At 71.2% G+C, this 17774-nt stretch carries 15 protein-coding genes; 8 read left to right on the top strand and 7 right to left on the bottom strand.

The genetic code is table 11. The features are described from left to right. Positions 1–35 precede the first annotated feature (35 nt). The 5 genes from frc (at position 36) to J2S43_RS08710 (ending at position 6409) form a co-directional block, all read left to right on the top strand. Entirely contained in the window at positions 36–1265 is a 1230-nt protein-coding gene (gene frc, locus J2S43_RS08730; RefSeq protein ID WP_306828269.1) for a formyl-CoA transferase, read from the top strand. 10 nt (positions 1266–1275) lie between these two features. Further along, positions 1276–3402, top strand: coding sequence for an acetate--CoA ligase family protein (locus J2S43_RS08725; protein WP_306828268.1), 2127 nt, complete (start codon positions 1276–1278; stop codon positions 3400–3402). 114 nt (positions 3403–3516) lie between these two features. After that, a complete protein-coding gene (locus tag J2S43_RS08720) occupies positions 3517–5004 on the top strand; it encodes an Nramp family divalent metal transporter (RefSeq protein WP_306828267.1) in 1488 nt (495 codons plus the stop codon). Continuing rightward, complete coding sequence (locus tag J2S43_RS08715) at positions 5004–5423, top strand: hypothetical protein (RefSeq protein ID WP_306828266.1); 420 nt, start codon at positions 5004–5006, stop codon at positions 5421–5423. Before J2S43_RS08720 ends, J2S43_RS08715 begins: the two co-directional genes overlap by 1 nt. Then, a complete protein-coding gene (locus J2S43_RS08710; RefSeq protein ID WP_306828265.1) occupies positions 5420–6409 on the top strand; it encodes a TerC family protein in 990 nt (329 codons plus the stop codon). The genes J2S43_RS08715 and J2S43_RS08710 overlap by 4 nt, the downstream gene beginning before the upstream one ends. Here J2S43_RS08710 and J2S43_RS08705 read toward each other — a convergent pair. Continuing rightward, a complete protein-coding gene (locus J2S43_RS08705) occupies positions 6399–6578 on the bottom strand; it encodes a hypothetical protein (RefSeq protein ID WP_306828264.1) in 180 nt (59 codons plus the stop codon). The two genes, J2S43_RS08710 and J2S43_RS08705, sit on opposite strands and share 11 nt — an antisense overlap. Positions 6579–6795: 217 nt before the next feature. Between J2S43_RS08705 and J2S43_RS08700 the strand changes: the two genes are divergently transcribed. Then, positions 6796–8496, top strand: coding sequence for a thiamine pyrophosphate-binding protein (locus J2S43_RS08700; RefSeq protein ID WP_306828263.1), 1701 nt, complete (start codon positions 6796–6798; stop codon positions 8494–8496). Between the two features lie 202 nt (positions 8497–8698). Here the strand turns inward: J2S43_RS08700 and J2S43_RS08695 are convergent, their stop codons facing one another. The 6 genes from J2S43_RS08695 to J2S43_RS08670 form a co-directional block, all read right to left on the bottom strand. Further along, a complete protein-coding gene (locus J2S43_RS08695) occupies positions 8699–9442 on the bottom strand; it encodes a GntR family transcriptional regulator (RefSeq protein ID WP_306828262.1) in 744 nt (247 codons plus the stop codon). Between the two features lie 24 nt (positions 9443–9466). Next, positions 9467–11137 (bottom strand): glyoxylate carboligase, encoded by a 1671-nt coding sequence (gcl, locus tag J2S43_RS08690; protein WP_442320029.1) that lies wholly within the window; start codon positions 11135–11137, stop codon positions 9467–9469. 8 nt (positions 11138–11145) lie between these two features. Then, a complete protein-coding gene (locus J2S43_RS08685) occupies positions 11146–12015 on the bottom strand; it encodes an NAD(P)-binding domain-containing protein (protein WP_306839227.1) in 870 nt (289 codons plus the stop codon). Positions 12016–12020: 5 nt separating this feature from the next. Next, complete coding sequence (locus tag J2S43_RS08680; protein WP_306828260.1) at positions 12021–12815, bottom strand: hydroxypyruvate isomerase family protein; 795 nt, start codon at positions 12813–12815, stop codon at positions 12021–12023. Between the two features lie 5 nt (positions 12816–12820). Beyond that, positions 12821–14344, bottom strand: coding sequence for an aldehyde dehydrogenase family protein (locus tag J2S43_RS08675; protein ID WP_306828259.1), 1524 nt, complete (start codon positions 14342–14344; stop codon positions 12821–12823). A 106-nt stretch (positions 14345–14450) separates the two neighbouring features. Beyond that, positions 14451–15428 carry a 2-dehydropantoate 2-reductase gene (locus J2S43_RS08670; protein ID WP_306828258.1) on the bottom strand — a complete coding sequence of 326 codons (978 nt, stop codon included), beginning with the start codon at positions 15426–15428 and terminating at the stop codon, positions 14451–14453. 94 nt (positions 15429–15522) lie between these two features. Between J2S43_RS08670 and J2S43_RS08665 the strand changes: the two genes are divergently transcribed. Further along, on the top strand, positions 15523–16431 hold the full coding sequence (locus J2S43_RS08665) for a LysR family transcriptional regulator (protein ID WP_306828257.1): 909 nt from the start codon (positions 15523–15525) through the stop codon (positions 16429–16431). 95 nt (positions 16432–16526) lie between these two features. Next, entirely contained in the window at positions 16527–17684 is a 1158-nt protein-coding gene (locus tag J2S43_RS08660; protein ID WP_306828256.1) for an NAD-dependent formate dehydrogenase, read from the top strand. The last annotated feature ends 90 nt before the right edge of the window (positions 17685–17774 follow it).

Below are 17774 nucleotides of genomic sequence, written 5' to 3'. Positions count from 1 at the left end.
TTCCGCCCGGCGGCGGTCGCCACAGGAGGTCCCTCATGGAGAAGGCGCTCGAGGGCATCCGGGTCCTCGACATGACACATGTGCAGTCCGGACCCTCGTCCACCCAGATCCTGGCCTGGCTCGGCGCTGACGTGGTGAAGCTGGAGGCGCCCGGCACCGGCGACATCACGCGCAGCCAGCTGCGCGACGTGCCCGGCGTGGACAGCCTCTACTTCACGATGCTGAACGGCAACAAGCGCAGCATCACCCTCAACATGAAGAGCGGTCAGGGAAAGGAGGTCTTCACCCGCCTGGTGGAGAAGGCCGACGTCCTGGTGGAAAACTTCGGTCCCGGTGTGGTCGACCGCTTCGGCTTCTCCTGGGAGCGGCTGCAGGAGATCAACCCCGGCCTGGTGTACGCGTCGATCAAGGGCTTCGGGCCGGGGCGCTACGCGAACTTCAAGGCCTACGAGGTGATCGCGCAGGCGATGGCCGGCTCGATGGCCACCACCGGCTTCACGGACGGGCCGCCCACCGCGACCGGCGCGCAGATCGGCGACTCCGGCACCGGCATCCACCTGGTCGCCGGCATCCTCGCGGCACTGCTGCAGCGGGCCCGCACCGGCCGTGGGCAGCGCGTGCAGGTGGCCATGCAGGACGCGGTGCTGAACCTGTGCCGGGTGAAGCTGCGAGACCAGCAGCGCCTCGCGCACGGCCCGCTCGGCGAATATCCGCACCAGCCGTCCGGCGCCGAGGTCCCACGCTCCGGCAACGCGTCCGGCGGCGGCCAGCCCGGCTGGGCCGTGCGCTGCTCCCCCGGCGGGCCGAACGACTACATCTACGTGATCATCCAGCCGGTCGGCTGGGCACCGATCGCGGAGCTCATCGGCCACCCGGAGCTGGCCGCGGACCCGCGGTGGGCCACGCCCGAGGCCCGGCTCGACAAGCTGGACAAGGCGTTCGCGCTGATCGAGGAGTGGACCGAGCGGCACACCAAGTGGGAGGTGATGGAGCTGCTCAACGCGCGGAACGTGCCGTGCGGGCCGATCCTGTCCACCCGCGAACTGATCGAGGACGCCACCCTCGCGGAGCTGGGCACGGTGGTGCAGGTCGAGCATCCGGAGCGCGGGCCGTACAAGACGGTCGGCTGTCCGATCAAGCTCTCCGACTCGCCGGTGGAGATCACCCGGTCGCCGCTGCTCGGCGAGCACACGGCCGAGGTTCTGGGCGAGATCGGTTACGACACATCCACGGTCGACGAGCTGCGCGCGGCGCGCGCGATCTGAGGGAGTCCCGATGAGCTATGACACCGCAACCGTGCGCCGGATCCTCGACGCCGCGCTGGCCGAGGGCCGGGAGGCGCTGACCGCGCCGGAGGGCCGGGAGATCGCGTCCGCCTACGGCATCGCCACGCCCGGCGAGGCGCTGGCGACGAACGCGGAGGAGGTCGCGGCCCGCGCGACGGAGATCGGCTTCCCGGTGGTGCTGAAGATCGTGTCACCGGACATCCTGCACAAGACCGAGGCCGGCGGCGTGCTGGTCGGCGTGCGGTCGGCAGAGGAGGCCACGGCCGGTTTCGCGCGGATCGTGAGCGCGGCGCTGGACCACGACCCGCAGGCGCGGATCCTCGGGGTGCAGGTGCAGCAGCAGCTGTCCGGCGGCCACGAGGTGATCGTCGGCGCGGTGACCGACCCGACGTTCGGCAAGATCGTGGCGTTCGGGCTGGGTGGCGTGCTGGTCGAGGTGCTCAAGGACGTCACGTTCCGCCTGGCACCCGTCGACCCGGACACCGCCCGGTCCATGGTGGACGGCATCGCGGCGGCGGAGATCCTGCGCGGCGTGCGGGGTGCCGCGGGCGCGAACCTGGACCTGCTGACCGACCTGCTCGTGCGCGTCGGCGACCTGGTCACCGACTTCCCGGAGCTGGCCGAGGTCGACCTCAACCCGGTCCTGGCCGACACCGAGCGGGCCACCGCGCTGGACGTGCGCATGCTGGTCTCCGCGCACATGACGACGCCGGAACGGATCCCGGACCAGGACATCCTCGCGTCGATGAACCGGATCATGCGGCCCGCGTCGATCGCGGTGATCGGCGCGTCCGCCGAGGCCGGGAAGATCGGCAACTCCGTGATGCGCAACCTGGTCAACGGCGGCTATCAGGGCGAGATCTACCCGATCAACCCGAAGGCGAGCGAGATCCTGGAGCGCAAGGCGTTCCGCTCGATCGCGGACGTGCCGGGTGACGTGGACGTAGCCGTCTTCGCGATTCCCGCCGCCCTGGTCCCGCGCGCACTGGCGGAGGCCGGCGCGAAGGGTGTGGCCGGCGCGATCCTGATCCCGTCCGGCTTCGGCGAGACGGGCAACATCGAACTGCAGGACGAGGTGGTCGCGATCGCGCGCCGGCACGGCGTGCGCATCCTCGGGCCGAACATCTACGGCTACTACTACACGCCGCTGCGGCTCTCCGCCACGTTCTGCACGCCCTACGACGTACGCGGCGGGGTAGCGCTCTCCTCGCAGTCCGGCGGCATCGGCATGGCGATCCTCGGGTTCAGCCGGTCCAGCGGGATGGGCGTCTCCGCGATCGTCGGCGTCGGCAACAAGGCGGACATCGACGAGGACGACCTGCTGGTCTTCTTCGAGCACGACGACGACACGAACCTGATCGCCATGCACCTGGAGGACCTGAAGGACGGCCGCGCGTTCGCCGCCGCCGCGAAGCGGGTCTCGCGGGAGAAGCCGGTCGTGGTGCTCAAGGCGGGCCGGACCGAGCAGGGTGCCCGCGCGGCGTCCTCGCACACCGGCGCGCTGGCCGGCAACGACCGCGTCTACGACGACATCCTGCGCGAGTCCGGCGTGATCCGGGCGCCGGGGCTCAACGACATGCTGGAATACGCGCGCGGCATCCCGCTGCTGCCCACGCCGCAGGGCGAGAACGTCGTGATCATCACGGGCGCGGGCGGGTCCGGCGTGCTGCTCTCCGACGCGTGCGTGGAGAACGGGCTGTCGCTGATGACCATCCCGGAGGATCTCGACGCGGCGTTCCGGGCGTTCATCCCGCCGTTCGGGGCGGCCGGCAACCCGGTGGACATCACCGGGGGCGAGCCGCCGCGGACATACCGGAACACCATCGCGCTGGGACTGTCCGACCCGCGCGTGCACGCGCTGATCCTGGGCTACTGGCACACGATCGTCACGCCGCCGATGGTCTTCGCGCGGCTGGTGGTCGAGGTCGTCGAGGAGTTCCGGGCCAAGGGCGTGCACAAGCCGATCGTGGCGTCGCTGTCCGGTGACGTCGAGGTGGAGGAGGCCAGCGAGCACCTCTACCGCAACGGGATCGTGGCCTACCCGTACACGACCGAGAAGCCGGTCGCGGTGCTGGGCGCGAAGTACCGCTGGGCACGCGGGGCCGGCCACCTCTGAGAACCACCCGGTGGGCTGGCCCCGCGCGTCGGCCGGCCCGCGCACCGCCGGCCCGGCCGACGTCCCTCTCCCGGGCCGTGACTCAACGCGGATCACCGCTTCAGGAGGCCCAGCGTGGACTCACGACAACAGACCCCCACCACCGTCACGGACACCCAACCGGAGCGCGTCTGGCAGGCCGGACGCCTGGAACCGATGCCGATCCGCGAACTTCCCGACCCGCCGCCGTCCATCCACCTGCTCGGGCCGACCGTGTTCCTGGTCGCGCTCGGCGTCGGCATGGGCGAGTCGTACATGTGGCCACGCCTGGTCCTGGTCTTCGGGCCGGAGATCCGCTGGCTGTTCCTGATCGGCGTGACGCTGCAGGCCTTCGTCATGCTGGAGATGGCCCGGTACGCGATGGCGACCGGGGAGAGCATCTTCTTCGGCGCGGCCCGCGTGTTCAAGCCACTGATGTGGTTCTTCTTCACCGTGGCGATCCTGGTCTACATCTGGCCCGGTCACCTCTCCGCCGGTGCGGCCGCGTTCGAGTCGATAACCGGCATCCCCTGGACCGTGACCGCCTGTGTGGCACTGATCTGCGTAGGCATCCTGTTCAGCCTCGCGAAGGTCATCTACAACGTGCTGGAGAACCTGCTCGGCCTGCTCATCGGCCTGCTGGTGGCCGGCACCGCGGTGGTCGCGTCGATGGTCGGCAACCTGTCCGACCTGGGCTCCACGCTGGCCGGCATGTTCGCGTTCGGCTACCTGCCGGACACCGCCATGTCGGAGACCTGGTTCCCGATCCTGGTCGGGTCGATCGCGTTCGCCGGGCCGTCCGGCATGCAACAGATGTGGTACACGCTGCACCTTCGTGACTCCGGCGCCGGCATGGGCGCACACCTGCCGAAGGTCCGCGGTCTGCGCGGCGCCGGCGGTGAGGAGAGGATGCCGTCCCGCGGCTTCATGTTCGACACCGACGATCCGGCCGAGCTGAAGAAGTGGAAGGGCTGGCGGCGGTGGGTCACGTTCGACGCGGTGCTGCTGTTCTGGGGCATCACCATGCTGGTCACCGTCTCGTTCACCGTGCTGGCCCAGGCCGCGGCGCGGGAGAACCCGAACGTGGGCGCGCTGATCGAGAGCGGTGAGCGGGAGGCGTCGCTGAACGCGATGGCGGACAGCTTCGCCTCGGCCGGCGCGCCGGTGCTGCACGGGATCTTCCTCGGCTTCATCGCGCTGATCGGGCTGAACGCCACGCTCGGGCTGTTCGACTCGTTCTCCCGCGGGCAGGCGGACATGACGTACCACTTCGTGCCGGGCGCGAAGCGGTTCCGGATGTCGCACCTCTATGCCGGGTTCCTCTGGGGCGTCATCACGTTCGGCATCCTGATCCTGCTGTTCGGGCCGGCGGACGGGCCGGGCGCGATCCTGGACCTGCTCGCGTTCCTGTCCACGTTCGCGATGGGCGCCTACTGCGTGGTGCTGCTGCTGGTCAACAACCTGATGCTGCCCAAGCCGATCAGGCCGTCCATACTCCAGAACCTGGTGATCGGCTTCGGGGCGGTCTTCTACCTCGGCATGCTGATCTACAGCCTGGTCCGCTTCGGCGTGGTCGTGGGCTGATGGTCACGGTCACGATGCAGGGAAGCCGGTCGCCGCTGATCACCGGCGCGCTGATCGGTGCCGGGTCCGGGCTGGTCGCGGGCCTGCTGGTCGGACTGATCGACTCGTCGGCCGGGCACGCGCTGGCCGGTGGGCTGGGGCTCGCGGTGCCGCTCGGCCTGGCCGGGGCCGGGTTCGAGCTGCTGGCCGCGCGACGGGTGGTACGGCCGGCCGTCTTCGCCACCGTCGCGCTGTTCTGGCTGGTCGCGTTTCCACTGGCCCGGCTGGTGCACGAGGTGGCCTACACGCTGGCGCTGTCCGGGCGGCTGGCCGCGCCGGATGACGTGCTCGCGTTCCTCGCGTTCCAGGGCCTGGTGAGCGCGGGCTACGCGATCGGCTTCCTCTGGCTGCGGGAGCGACTCCGGAGGCCGCGGTCATGAACGTACCCGCGTGGGTCTGGACCGTGACCGTGACCGGTTTCGCGCTGATGATCGCGCTCGACTTCGTGCTGGTGCACCGCAACCCGCGCGAGCCGTCGTTCCGCGAGTGCGTGGCGTGGGTGACGTTCTACGTGCTGGCCGCGATAGCGTTCGGCGCAGGCGTGGCGGCGACGGCCGGTGGCGGCTCATCCGGCGAGTTCTTCGCCGGATGGCTCACCGAATACTCACTGAGCGTGGACAACCTGTTCGTGTTCCTGATCATCATGAGCCGGTTCGCGGTGCCGCACCGGTACCGGCAGCAGGTGCTGTTGGTCGGGATCGTGCTGGCACTGCTGCTGCGCGGCGCGTTCATCGCGGTCGGTGCCTCCGCGGTGCAGCGCTTCGACTGGCTGTTCTACATCTTCGGTGCGTTCCTGGTCTACACCGCGATCAAGCTGGTGGGACCGCAGGAGGAGGACGAGTTCTCGGAGAATGTGGCGCTGCGGTTCGCCCGGCGGATTCTGCCGACCACCCGCTCCTATGTGGGCGGCGCGGTGCTGACCCGGGTGGACGGGCGGCGGATGGTGACGCCGATGCTGATCGTGATCATCGCGATCGGCACCACGGACCTGCTGTTCGCGCTGGACTCGATCCCGGCGATCTTCGGGCTGACCCAGGAGCCGTACCTGGTATTCGCGGCGAACACGTTCGCGCTGATGGGGTTGCGGCAGCTCTACTTCCTGATCGGCGCGCTGCTCGACCGGCTGGTCTATCTCAGCAAGGGCCTGGCCATCATCCTCGCGTTCATCGGTGGCAAGCTGGTGCTGGAGGCGCTGCACCACGACGGCGTCGAATGGGCGCCGGAGATCCCCATCCTGGTGTCGCTCGGCGTCATCGTCGGCACGCTGGCGATCACCACCGCGGCCAGCCTGATCAAGTCGGCGCGAGACGGCCGGCGGGTCCCGGTAGAGCCCGCCGACCTGGTCGACGCGGACGCTAACGGTTGAGCATCTCCTGGTCGTCGGCGTGTTCGGACATCTCGACGACGGCCGGCCGGTCGTCGCGCTGCGTGCGCAGCGCGGCGGCCAGGCCGGTGCCGAGTGGCCGCCCGTCGGCGTTGAACCCGCTCGGCTGTTTCAGTCCGGCCAGGAAGCGCCGGATCGGTGTATCGCGCATGAGGCCATCACCTCCAGATGAGGTCGTATACCCGCCACGGCGTTTGATCCACCGTGGCCGTATCCAAGAATACAGGCTTTTGTATGCAGTAGTCGATCGAGTGGTCGTTGCCACTAGAAGGTCTGGACAGACACGTGTCGATGGGTGACGATGCTGTGTACGGCATACGGTATGCAATGTTTCGTTCGATAAGGGGTTGAGAACCATGGTTCAGGCAGTGCCGACCTCCGACTCCGCCGCCACCGAGGCGATCCTCAGGGAACCCAGCCGGGACGGGGAGAACATCTCTGGCGGGCACCTGGTCGCCAAGGCTCTCAAGGCCGAGGGCGTCGACGTCATCTTCACGCTCTGCGGCGGGCACATCATCGACATCTACGACGGCTGTGTCGACGAGGGCATCTCCGTCGTCGACGTGCGGCACGAGCAGGTCGCGGCGCACGCGGCCGACGGCTACGCGCGGATCACCGGCCGGCCCGGCTGCGCGGTCGTCACCGCCGGTCCCGGCACCACGGACGCGGTCACCGGCGTCGCCAACGCGTTCCGCGCGGAGAGCCCGATGCTGCTCATCGGCGGCCAGGGCGCGCTCTCCCAGCACCGGATGGGCTCGCTGCAGGACCTGCCACACGTGGACATGATGGCGCCGATCACGAAGTTCGCCGCGACCGTGCCGCACACCGCGCGCGTGGCCGACATGGTGTCGATGGCGTTCCGGGAGTGCTACGCGGGCGCCCCCGGCCCGTCGTTCCTGGAGATCCCGCGCGACGTGCTGGACAACGAGGTGCCGCTGTCCTCCGCGGTGATCCCCGCGTCCTACCGGACCACGACGAAGAGCATCGGCGACCCGGCGTCGATCGAGAAGCTGGCCGGGCTGCTGTCACGCTCGTCGAAGCCGTGCGTGCTGCTCGGCTCGCAGGTCTGGACCGGGCGCGGATCCCAGGCGGCGATCGACTTCGCGCGCTCGCTCGACGTGCCGGTCTTCATGAACGGGTCGGCCCGCGGCACGCTCCCGCCCGGCGACCCGCACCACTTCAGCCTGTCCCGCCGCTACGCCTTCTCCAACGCCGACCTGATCCTGATCGTGGGCACACCCTTCGACTTCCGGATGGGGTACGGACGGCGCCTGCCCGCGTCGGCCACCGTGGTCCAGATCGACATGGACTACCGCACCGTCGGCAAGAATCGGGACGTCGACCTCGGCCTGGTCGGTGACCCCGGGTCGATCCTGGCCGCGGTCACCGCCGCCGGCAGCTTCGTGAACCGCAAGGCCTGGTTCGACGAGCTGCGCGCGCAGGAGACCGCGGCCTACGAGAAGCGGCTCCCCCGCCAGCTGTCCACCGCCTCGCCGATCCACCCGCTGCGGCTGGCGCACGAGATCAACGAGTTCCTCACCGAGGACTCGATCTACATCGGCGACGGTGGCGACATCGTCACGTTCTCCGGCGGCGTGGTGCAGCCGAAGTCGCCCGGCCACTGGATGGACCCGGGACCACTCGGCACGCTCGGCGTCGGCATCCCGTTCGTGATGGCGGCGAAGTACGCGCGGCCGGACAAGGAGGTGGTGGCGCTCTTCGGTGACGGCGCGTTCAGCCTCACCGGCTGGGACTTCGAGACGCTGGTCCGCTTCAACCTGCCGTTCGTCGGCGTGGTCGGCAACAACTCCTCGATGAACCAGATCCGCTACGGCCAGATGCGCAAGTACGGCGAGGCCCGCGGCCGGGTCGGCAACACGCTCGGCGACGTCCGCTACGACGAGTTCGCCCGGATGCTCGGCGGTCACGGCGAGGAGGTGCGCAACCCGGAGGACATCGCACCGGCACTGCGCCGGGCCCGCGAGTCCGGCCTGCCCTCCCTGATCAACGTCTGGGTCGACCCGGACGCCTACGCACCGGGCACGATGAATCAGACGATGTACAAGTAGCGGATTCGACTGCCTGGGAGACGGTCCCGCGAATCGCACGGCGGACCGTTCTCGTACCGGTCGTTCCGCTCACGGCCGCCGGACGCGCGGGCACCGGCCCGGGGCGGCGCCGTCCCGCCGGTGAGCGGCCGGTGGCCGACCGAGATCACCTGAGCACGCGGCCGGGGGCGTCAACCTCGTCACCGGCCGCGTGCCACCACCGTCACGCCCGATCGTGATAGGACTCGCGGGTGCGTTCGGTGTGACGGCGCATCATGTCCGAGGCCTTCTTGCCGTTACGACTTGCGATGACCTCGATCAGTGCGCGGTGCTCGTCCCACGCCTCGGCGCCACGGGAGCGCGCGATCGGCCGGTAGTACCACCGGACGCGGCGGTCGACCTGGGCGATCAGGCCGGCCAGGACCCGGTTGCCGGACATGGTGGCGACGTGGGCGTGCAGCGTGGCATTGGCCTTGACCAGGCCCTCCTGGTCGTCCTCGGCCAGCGCCTTCTCGCCGGCACGCTGCAGCTCCCACAGGTGGGCGATCTGCTCGGGCGTGGCGTTCTTCGCGGCCAGCCGGGCGGACTCGGCCTCCAGCAGTGTGCGGGTGGCGAGCAGCTGATCGGCCTCGTCGTCGGTGGGGACGTGCACGAACGCGCCGAGGGCGGGCCGCAGGTCGACCCAGCCCTCGGTGTGCAGGCGTTGCAGCGCCTCACGGACCGGCTGGCGGGACACGCCGAGCTGGGCGGCGAGGTCCTTCTCCACCAGGTGCTCGCCGGGCTGCAGCTCGCCGGCGATGATCATCTCAGCGATCACGTCGTAGGCCGCCTGGCGCAGTGGGACCGGGCGCTCCAGGGGCTGACGCACGCTGCGGGCCTCGCGGGCCGTCGAGGCGGTGTCCATCCGGGTCCTCCCGAAGTGCCACGTGTGCGCGGTGTCGCGCAGTGTCGCGAGAGCATCCAGCATACAGTCTGCGAGAAACCGTCCCGATCACTCGTGCACCGCGTCGATGGCGGTGCCGTGCGCGGTGCCGGACTCCCGGTCGATCATGACCTCCACCAGGACCGGGCGGCGGGTGCGGCGGGCCTCCTTGTCCGCCCAGTCCAGCGCGTCCGCGATCGCGTCCGGCTCGGTCACCCGGCGCCCGGAGCAGCCGTAGGCCTCCATGATCGCCACGTTGTCCGTGCCGAAGGCGTCGTAGTGGATGTCGACCTCGTAGTTCATGCCGTAGCCGGTCTCCGCCTGCCGGATCAGGCCGAGGTACTCGTTGTTGAGCATGACCAATACGAACGGGATGTCGTACTGCGCGGCGACGGCCAGTTCCTCGACCAGGAACTGGAACGAGTAGTCGCCGATCACCGCGACCACGGTGGCGTCCGGGCGGGCGGTCTTCACGCCGATCGCGGCCGGGATCTCCCAGCCGAGCGGCCCGGCCTGGCCGCACACCTGGTAGTGCCGCGGCCGGAACGTAGCCTGGAACTGGCCGGACCAGATCTGGTAGAGCCCGATCGCGGTGACGAAGTACGTCTCCGGACCGTAGTGCGCGTTGATCTCCCGGAACACGCGCGGCGCCTTGATCGGCAGGTCGTCGAAGTCGTCCCGGCGGTTCAGCGTCGCACGCAGCGCCCCCACCCTCGACACCCACTCCCCCGTGGACCGGCGCGGACCGCGGCGACGGGCCGCGGCGAGCAGCGCCTCCAGGAACAGTCGCGCGTCCGAGACCACGCCCAGGTCCGGTCCGAAGACCCGGCCGAGCTGCAGCGGCGACACGTCCACGTGGATGAACCGGCGCGCGCCCCGGTAGACGGCCAGGTCGCCGGTGTGCCGGTCGCCGAACCGGGCGCCCACGGCCAGGACCAGGTCGGATTCCAGGAAGGAGGCGTTGCCGTACCGCGTGGTGGTCTGGATGCCCGTCATGCCGGCGAAGAGCGCGTGGTCCTCCGGGAGCGCGCCCTTGCCCATCAGCGTCACCTGGACCGGAATCCGCAGCAGTTCGGCCACCTCGCGCAGCACGCCGGTGGCGGCGGCCAGGATCACCCCGCCGCCGGCCAGCAGCAGCGGGCGTTCGGCCGACAGCAGCATGTCGAGCGCGGCCTCGACCGAGGGGCCGTGCGGCGCGGCCGGGACGATCGGCAGGCGCGCGGACAGCGTCGGCTCCCAGACGATCTCCTGTCGTTGCACGTCCAGCGGCAGGTCCACCAGGACCGGGCCGGGCCTGCCGCTGTGCGCGACCCGGAACGCCTCCCGGATGATCCACGGCGCCTGTGCGGCCTCGCGCACCTGGACCGCCCACTTCGTGACCGGGCGGGCGATCTCCACGATGTCGACGGCCTGGAACGCCTCCTGGTGCAGCTTGGTGGTCGGTGCCTGGCCGGTCAGGCAGACCATCGGGATCGAGTCCGCGATCGCGGTGTAGAGGCCGGTGATCATATTGGTGCCGGCCGGCCCGGACGTGCCGATCGCGACGCCGGCCCGGCCGGTGGTGCGCGCCCAGCCGTCGGCCATGTGCGTGGCGCCCTCCTCGTGGCGCACTATCAGGTGCCGGATCGCTGACGTGCGCAGCGCCGCGTAGAGCGGCAGGATCGCGGCGCCGGGGCAGCCGAAGACCACCTCCACGCCCTCGTCCGCGAGCACGCCGACGACCGCTTCCATGCAGGGCATCGTGGGCATCATGCCGCCTTTCCCAGGCCGGAGAGCTCTTCGACGAGCAACAGCAGCGCCGTGTGGTCGAGGCCGCCGTGGCCGCGGGCGCGCAGCGCGCCGATCAGCTGGGCCACCACAGCGCCCAGTGGGATGGCCACGCCCGCGTCCCGGGCTGCGGCGGCCAGGTTGCCGAGGTCCTTGTGGTGCAGGTCGACGCGGAAGCCGGGGGTGAACGAGCGGGCCAGCATGCCGGCCGCCTTCCGGTCCAGGACCGCGTTGCCGGCCAGGCCGCCGGCGAGCACGCGCACGGCCGCGTCCGTGTCCACGCCGTGCGCCTCCAGGAACACGATCGCCTCGGCCACCAACTCGATCACGCCGGCCACGATCAGCTGGTTGGCGAGCTTGACGGTCTGCCCGGCGCCGGGTCCGCCGACGTGCACGACCGTGCCGCCGACCACGTCCAGCAGCGGTCTCGCGCGGGCGAACGCCTCGGCCGGGCCGCCGGCCATGACGGACAGCGTGCCGTCGCGCGCGCTCTGCTCGCCGCCACTGACCGGGGCGTCGACCGCGGGCATCGGCGCGGCGGCGGCGACCGCGCGGGCGGTGGCCGGCGCGATGCTGCTGGTGTCGATCCAGAGCTGGCCGGGGCGTCCGTGAGCGGTGATCTCCCCGGCGACCGCGGCCACGTCCGGCGAGTCCGGCAGCATGGTGATCACCACGTCGGCCGCGCTCACCGCCGCGCCGGCCGACGCGGCGCGGACACCGCCCGCGCGCTCGAGCTGATCGAGCCGGTCCGTGCTGCGGTCGTATCCGGTGACCTCGTGCCCCGACGAGAGCAGGTTCGCGGCCATCGGGCTGCCCATGATCCCGAGGCCGATGAAGCCGATCCGCGCCATGCTCGTCACGCTCCCCTCATCCATCCGAAGCTCTCCGCGCTCGGGCCCAGCGGCCGGTATTCCAGCCCGATGTGGCCGCGGTATCCGGCCCGGTCCAGGCGGCGCAGCAGGTCGTCGACGTCCAGGCGGCCGGTGCCGGGCTGGTGGCGGCCGGGTGCGTCGGCGAGCTGCACGTGCCCGATCCGCCCGGCGTAGGCGTCGATCGCGGCCGGCACGTCGTCGCCGCCGGTGAGCAGGTGGTAGACGTCGAGCAGCAGCTTGACGCCGGTGTGGCCGGAGACCTCGCGCACCCGGTCGCAGACCGCGATCGCCCGTGCGGCGGTCCGGATCGGATAGTCCGGGTTCTCAAGCGCGTTGAGTGGTTCGACCACCACGGTCGCGCCGGGCATCAGGCGGGCGGCCTCGGCCAGGTTCCGCACCGCGGTGACGTCCTGGACGGCCGGGTCGACGCCGGGCAGCCGGTTGCCGTATAGCGCGTTGAACACCCGGCAGCCGGTTGCGCGCCCGATCGCGGCCGCGGCCTCGGCACCGGCACGGAAGTCGCCGGCCCGGTCCGGGTGGGAGAGCACGCCCCGCTCGCCCGCGGCAAGGTCACCGGCGTAGATGTTCAGCGCGACCAGTCGTACCCCGGCGAAGGAGAGCGCGCCGACGAACAGGTCCACGTCGCGCGGATCCGGGCGGGGCGTGCCGAACGGCCACCAGAACTCGACCGCGTCGAAGCCGGCGTCCGCGGCCGCGAGCGGGCGTTCGAGCAGCGGCAACTCGGTGAAGAGCAGTGAGAGGTTCACGTCGTACGGCATCGAAGTCACCGCACCGGGGTGTCGTAGTTGCCGTCGAGCCGCTCGCCCGGCGGGCCCAGCGTGACGGCGTGGACGAGCAGCTCGCCGCCGACGAACGCGCCGCGCCAGGACGCGCCGATGCCGCCGAAGTGCTCCTCGCGATCGCCACGGGAACGCGGCCGGTTGATGCCGACCTTGAACGCGCGCAGCTCCGCGCCGAGCTTCCGGCCGGTCTCCTCGTCGTCGCAGGCGAGCGACGCGACCAGTGCGCCGTTGCTGGCGTTCATCGCGGCCAGCAGCTCGGCCTCCGTGTCGACCAGCACGATCGTGTCGACCGGGCCGAATGGCTCCGCGTGGAACAGCGGGGACGAGGGCGGCGGCGCCAGGATCGCGGCCGGCGCGAGGTAGGCCCCGGTGTCCTGCCCGTCGAGGAAGAGGCCGTCGGCGAGCGATCCCCGGTGGATCGGGATGCCGCCGCGCGTGACCGCGTCGTCGAACGACCAGGTCAGCGAGACGGCCTTGGCCTGGTTGATCAGCGGTCCATAGTCAAGATCTTCAAGATCCGAGTCCGCCGAGGGTACGGCGAGCGGGTGCCCGAACCGGACCGCGCGGACCGCGGGCAGGTAGGCGTCGAGGAAGTCCGGGAACAGCTCGCGCTGCACCACATAGCGGGGGTAGGCGGTGCAGCGCTGCTTGCCGTACTCGAAGGATCTGCGGATCTGGCCGGCCAGGAGGTCCCAGTCGCTGAACCGCCAGACGCCCCAGCAGTTCAGGCCCTCCTGCTCCAGGATGTGCCGCTTGCCGCTGTCGATCAGCCCGGCCGCGACCCGGCCACCCGCGGTGCGCCCGCCGACGAACGAGACGCAGCCGATCTCCGGCGCCGTGACCAGCGGCCCGGACAGTTCCGCGCCGGAGCCGGACAGCAGCGTGATCGGCAGGCCGTGCCGGGTGGCGAGCGCGGTGGCCAGCGTGAGGCAGGTGACGCCGCCGTCCGTGGGCGCCTTGGCGATGACCGCGTTGCCGGCCAGCGCCTGGACCAGCAGCGCGTGCATGATGACGCTCATCGGGTAGTTCCAGCTGGCGATGTTGCTGACCGGGCCGGGCAGCGGGGTGCGGCCGGGCAGCATGTCGGCGATCCGCTCGGCGTACCAGGCGACGCCGTCGATGCAGCGGTCCACGTCCGCGCGGGCCAGCCGCCAGGGTTTGCCGATCTCCCAGACCAGCAGCAGCGCGAGCAGGTCGCGGTGGGCACGGAACTCGTCGAGCGCGGCCCGCACCCGGCGGGTGCGGGCGGGAAGCGGCGTCCGGGCCCAGGCGGTGTGCGCGTCCGCGGCGGCCCGGACCGCGGCGGACGCGGTGGCGCGCTCCACCCGGGGCGGCGCCATGATCGGGGTGCCGTCGACCGGTGAGCGGGCGGTGCCGGCGACGCCGTCGCGGCGCCATCCGCCACCCCAGCGGTTGAGCGGGCGGTCGTCGTGGAAGGCCTCCGGGGCGGCGCGCAGACAACCGGCGTAGGCGTCGGTCCAGGCGGTGCCGGGCTTCACGATCATGCCGGGCCTCCCTCGACGTCGCCGGCACGCCGTGGCCGGCACCGAGCCGATGGTCCCCTCGCGGGCTCGCTCATCCGCGTACCGTCGGCACGGTTCTGATCCTGAGTCATGTGGCCCTCCCGGGAACGGCGGCGAGCAGGTCGGTCAGCGCGTGCACGGCACGCAGCGTGGGCGCGGGCGCGCCGGTCAGGTCGGCCAGTTCCACCACGGCCGCGACGATCGCGGCCAGCTCGAGCGGGCGGCCGAGCTCCAGGTCCTGCAGCATCGAGGTACGGTGGTGGCCGACCCGGCGGGCGCCGTCGATGCGGCGCTCGATGGAGATCTCCGGGCGGGCGCCGACCCGGGCCGCGACGTCCAGCGTCTCGGCCATCAACGCGGCGATCACCGCGCGCACCCCGGCGTGCTCGCACATCTGCGCCAGCGTGCCGCGGGTGAGCGCGCTGATCGGGTTGAGTGCCACGTTGCCGATCAGCTTGATCCAGATGTCGTCGCGCAACCGCGGCTCGACCGGGCATTTGAGGCCGCCGGCGACCATGGCGGCGCTGAAGTCGAGGCAGCGGCGGGAGATCGTGCCGTCCGGCTCGCCGATCGCGAACCGGGTGCCCTCGAGGTGCCGAATCACGCCGGGCCGCTCGATCACGGTGGCCGGGTAGGCGACGCAGCCGATCGCGCGGTCCGGCGCGAGCACGGCCGAGGTCTCACCGCCCGGGTCGACCGCCTCGATCCGGTGGTCGCGGTACGGCCCGTCGAGCCGGTGGAAGTACCACCACGGGATGCCGTTCTGCGCCGCGATCAGCGCGGTGTGCGGGCCGAGCAGCGGCGCGACCAGCGGGCCGGACGCGGCGTACGCATGCGCCTTGAGTCCGAGGAACACGTAGTCGGACGGGCCCACCTCGGCCGGGTCGCCGGTGGCCGGCGGGCGGGCGCGGAACGAGCCGCGCGGACTGATCACGTGGACGCCGTCGGCGCGCAGCGCGGTCAGGTGCTCGCCCCGCGCGATGAGGTGGACGTCGACTCCGGCCCGGCAGAGCGATGCTCCCACGAACGCTCCGATGGCCCCCGCACCCAGGACTGCGACCTTCATTCGGGGACTCCCTTGGCTCCGAATTGCAGACTGTATACGTTATGGAGACGACAGTATGTAGTTATCCGGTTACCGATGACAAGGCGGTGCCACCATGTTTCTGCGCCAGCTCGAGTACCTGACCGCGCTCGCCCGGGAGGAACACTTCGGCCGGGCCGCGGCCGCCTGCTGGGTCAGCCAGCCCACACTCTCCGACGGCATCCGTAAGCTGGAGGCCGAGTTCGGCGTGGCCGTGGTGCGGCGCGGCCACCGCTTCGAGGGCTTCACACCGGAGGGCGAGCGGCTGCTGGCCTGGGCCCGCCGAGTGCTGACCGACCGGACTACCATGCTGGCCGAGTTCACCCGCGGCGAACGCCTCACCGGACGGCTGCGGATCGGCGCCGTGCCCGCCGCACTGCCGCCGGTGGCGCTGCTGACCGGGCCGTTCTGCGCCGCGCACCCCCGGGCCGCGCTGACCGTGCTGTCGCTGACCTCGGCGGAGATCCAGCGGCGGCTCACCGACGGGCACCTCGACGCCGGGCTGACCTACCTGACCAGCGCGGTCCGGGCCGGATTCCGCACCCACGCGCTCTACGACGAGCGCTACCTGCTGCTGACCGCGGAGGACCACCCGCTCGCCGCGCGGGCGGAGGTCGGCTGGGCCGAGGCGGCCGCGCTGCCGCTGTGCCTGCTCACCACGGACATGCAGTACCGGCGGATCGTCGACGGGCTGTTCCGCCGCGCCGGTGCGGTGGTGTCGCCGCGGATGGAGACGAACTCGCTGTCCACGCTCTGCGCGCACGTGCGGGCCGGGCTGCTCTCCAGCGTGATCCCACAGGCGTGGCTGTGCCTGATGGGCGTGCCGCCCGGGACCCGCGTGGTGCCGATGACCGGCCCGGTCGCGACCAGCCGGGTGGGGCTGCTGATGCCGGACCGCCGGACGCCGTCGCTGGCCGTCGCCGCGCTGCTGGAGGTGGCGTCCGGCCTGAAGATCCAGCAGGAGATCGACCAGCTGTATCGATAGGCGCCACCGATCGGGTGTTCGGGAACTGCTCATTGCCGCCTCCGCCGGCGGGGCCGAGTCTCGTCTCAGGCCCCATCCAGCGAAGGGTGACGATCATGGCGAAGGTCCTGTGTGTGCTCTATCCCGACCCGGTCTCCGGCTACCCCACGGAGTACGCCCGGGACGGGCTACCCCGGCTCGACCACTACCCGGGCGGCCAGACCGTGCCGTCGCCGGAGAAGATCGACTTCATGCCCGGCGCGCTGCTCGGCTCCGTCACCGGCGAGCTGGGCCTGCGCGGCTACCTGGAGTCACTCGGGCACGAGCTGGTGGTCACCTCGGACAAGGAGGGGCCGGACTCCGAGTTCGAGCGGCACCTGCCGGACGCCGAGATCGTCATCTCGCAACCGTTCTGGCCCGCCTACCTGACGCCGGAGCGACTGGCGAAGGCGCCCCTCCTGAAGCTCGCGATCACGGCCGGGATCGGCAGCGACCACGTCGATCTCTCCGCCGCGATCGCGCACCGGGTCACGGTGGCGGAGGTGACGTACTCCAACAGCATCAGCGTCTCCGAGCACGTGGTCATGATGATCCTCGCGCTGGTTCGCAACTACCTGCCGTCGCACCAGTGGGTGCGCGACGGCGGCTGGAACATCGCCGACTGTGCGGCCCGCTCCTACGACCTGGAGGGCATGGACGTGGGTACGGTCGCGGCCGGCCGGATCGGGCTGGCGGTGCTGCGGCGGCTGCGGCCGTTCGACGTGCGCCTGCACTACTACGACCGGCACCGGCTGCCCGCCGAGGTGGAGGAGGAGCTGAACCTCACCTGGCACGACAGCGTCGAGTCGATGGCGGCGGTCTGTGACGTGGTCACGATCAACTGCCCGCTGCACCCGGAGACCGAGGGCATGTTCGGCGATGCGCTGATCGGCGCGATGAAGCGCGGGGCGTACCTGGTGAACACGGCGCGCGGCAAGATCTGCGACCGGGAGGCGATCGTGCGCGCGCTGGAGTCCGGCCACCTCGCCGGTTACGCGGGCGACGTCTGGTATCCGCAGCCCGCGCCGGCCGACCACCCGTGGCGCACCATGCCGCACCACGGCATGACCCCGCACATCTCCGGCACGACGCTCACCGCGCAGGCCCGCTACGCGGCCGGAACCCGGGAGATCCTGGAGAGCTATTTCCAGGGCCGTCCGCTCCGCGACGAATACCTGATCGTCGACAGCGGCGCGCTGGCCGGCACCGGCCAGCACTCCTACAGCGCACGCTGACCAACCGGCACAGCCCCGGATCCAGGGCTCACCCGATGCCTTACCACGGTATGTGCAGTTGTTCTCCGCGGGAATTTCCAAGGGCATCTC

This window comes from Catenuloplanes nepalensis (assembly GCF_030811575.1).
Taxonomy (GTDB): Bacteria; Actinomycetota; Actinomycetes; order Mycobacteriales; family Micromonosporaceae; genus Catenuloplanes; species Catenuloplanes nepalensis.
This window is presented reverse-complemented; position numbering and strand designations above follow the sequence as displayed.